Origin of the sequence: Mesorhizobium sp. M7A.F.Ca.MR.176.00.0.0, from assembly GCF_004023165.1 — a bacterium.
In the GTDB taxonomy this organism is placed as follows: domain Bacteria; phylum Pseudomonadota; class Alphaproteobacteria; order Rhizobiales; family Rhizobiaceae; genus Mesorhizobium.
In genome coordinates, this window is the sequence record NZ_RZTC01000036.1 from 1 (window position 1) to 2,022 (window position 2,022).

The 2,022-nt window shown below is 65.7% G+C and carries 1 pseudogene; it reads right to left on the bottom strand.

Going from position 1 to position 2,022, the window contains the following annotated elements:
* Positions 1 to 2,022: pseudogene (locus tag EOB59_RS14315) on the bottom strand (translocation/assembly module TamB); the annotation flags it as partial.

Here is a 2,022-nt window from a genome sequence, read left to right on the forward strand (position 1 = left end):
AGGCAATCTCGATGCTCGTCGTGCCGTCGGCGATCTTCACCCGGCCGGCAGCGGTCGCCGGAATGCCCGCTATGGTGGCGCCGCCGGTAAAATTGGTCCAGTCGCCATCACGCTTCAGGTCGACGCCGATGCCGCCGATTTCCGTGGTCCCGGAGGTGACGCTGTCGGCCTTGATCGTACCCGCGATCGCCGGCGCCTTGAGATAATTGGCGATCAGCGCATTGACGGTGATGGCCTTGGCCGTCACCTCGCCACGCGCGATCGATGTGCTCTTCGCATCGATCGCAACGGAGGGCGCGTCGCGATCCCCCGCGAAGCGGATGGTTCCGTCGATGTCTCCCGTTATCGCCTGGCCGGCAAGTGCGGCCAGCTGGTCAATGGCAGGTGCATCGAGCGTCAGCGTGCCGAGCGGCATGAATTTGTCGTCGAGCGCGAGATCACCCGAGACCTTGTTGTCGCCGAGCGAGACCAGAAAACCATTGATCGAACGCTTGCCTTCGCTCGTCACCAGCGCTGCTTTGATGTCGAGCGGCTGGTCGTCGACGGAGCCGGTCAGCGAGACATTGGCGGCGGGACTGGTGATATCGGCCTTGCCGCTAGCCGTCAGCTTGATGCTCTTCACCGTGCGGCCCGATGCCGTCAGGCTGTCGCTATCGGCGGTAACCGTGAAATCCGGCGCCGTCATGGCGCCGCTTGCCGACAGCGCGAAATCGACGCCACCGGCAACCGGCACGCCGACTGTCGGCGACAGCACGGAAACGTCGCCCAGTTTGCCCTTGATGTCGGCCTGGATATCGGTGCCTTGCATGCTGGCCGTGCCGGCGGCGCTGAGCGTGCCGGAGGTGAATTCGATCGAATTCGCGGCGAAGGATCCCTGCGGATCGCGGGCCGCGCTGGCCGAGAATTTCACCCTAGCGCCGAGCACCGAGGCGATCTGCGGCGGAAAGGCCGTCGCCACGGCATCCGCGTTCATCTTCAGCTGCATCGACAGGTCGGCAAGCGCCACCGTCGCGGTCAGCGAGGCGTTGAGCGCGTCGGAACGCAGCGTGCCCTGGTCGACGGCAATGGCGTCCTTGCTGACCGACCCGGCCAGATCGACATCGATCTTGCCGGTGATCAGCGGCGCCAGCGTCGCCACGTCGGTGTTGAGGCCGCCCGCCTCCAGCTTGACGGTGACCGGCCCGGCGCGGTTCTGGATGTCAAAACCGTCGGAATGGATCTGGGCCGCCAGATCGTCCAGCCGCGTGCCACCGGCGACGATGGAGACGAAGGAGGCGCCGATGTCGATGATCGGCGCCTTGCCGTCGCCGAAGGCCCGGGCGGTGGCATTGCTGATCGCCAGCGTGATCGGCTGCGCCTTGCTGCCGACGCTGATCACCACGGGCGGCCCCTTGGCGGCGAGTTCGACCGAGAGGTCGCTGGCGCCGGCAGGATCGACAATGCCGGTCGCGGTGCCGTGCACCGCATCGCTGTCGATGTTCGCGCGGTCGACACTGACGCCACCGGCCGATGTGGCGGTGCCGGCAACGTCGAAACTGGTCTTGCCGGCAAACAGCGGCTTGAGATTCTCAGGCAGGAAGCGAGCGAAATCGCCGTCGCCCTTGGCCTCGATATGATTGCCCTTGTCGGTCAGTTGGTGGCGACCCGTCAGCTGGGTGACGATCTTGCCGTCGACTGAGAACGTGCCGATGCCGTTCCAGTTGGCGAGCGGCCCGGTGCCCGAGACATCTATGTCGACCGGCGGCGTGTCGGGCAGCTTGAGCAGGTTGGCGATGATACCGCCTGCCGGCTCCGAGGCCTTCAGGTCGAGATCGAGCCTGTTGTCTGCCGGCGCAAAGTGGATCTTGGCGTCGACATTACCTTGCTTGCCGTCATGACGGGTGATGTTGAGCACCGTCTCGACCGCCAGTGGCGCGGCATCGGCCTTGACCGATCCCTTGGCCGCAAGCTCGGCGACGCCGCTGCCGGCCAGTTGCTGGCCAAGCGCGATCTCGGGCAGATCGATCTGCTTGATGTCGATGG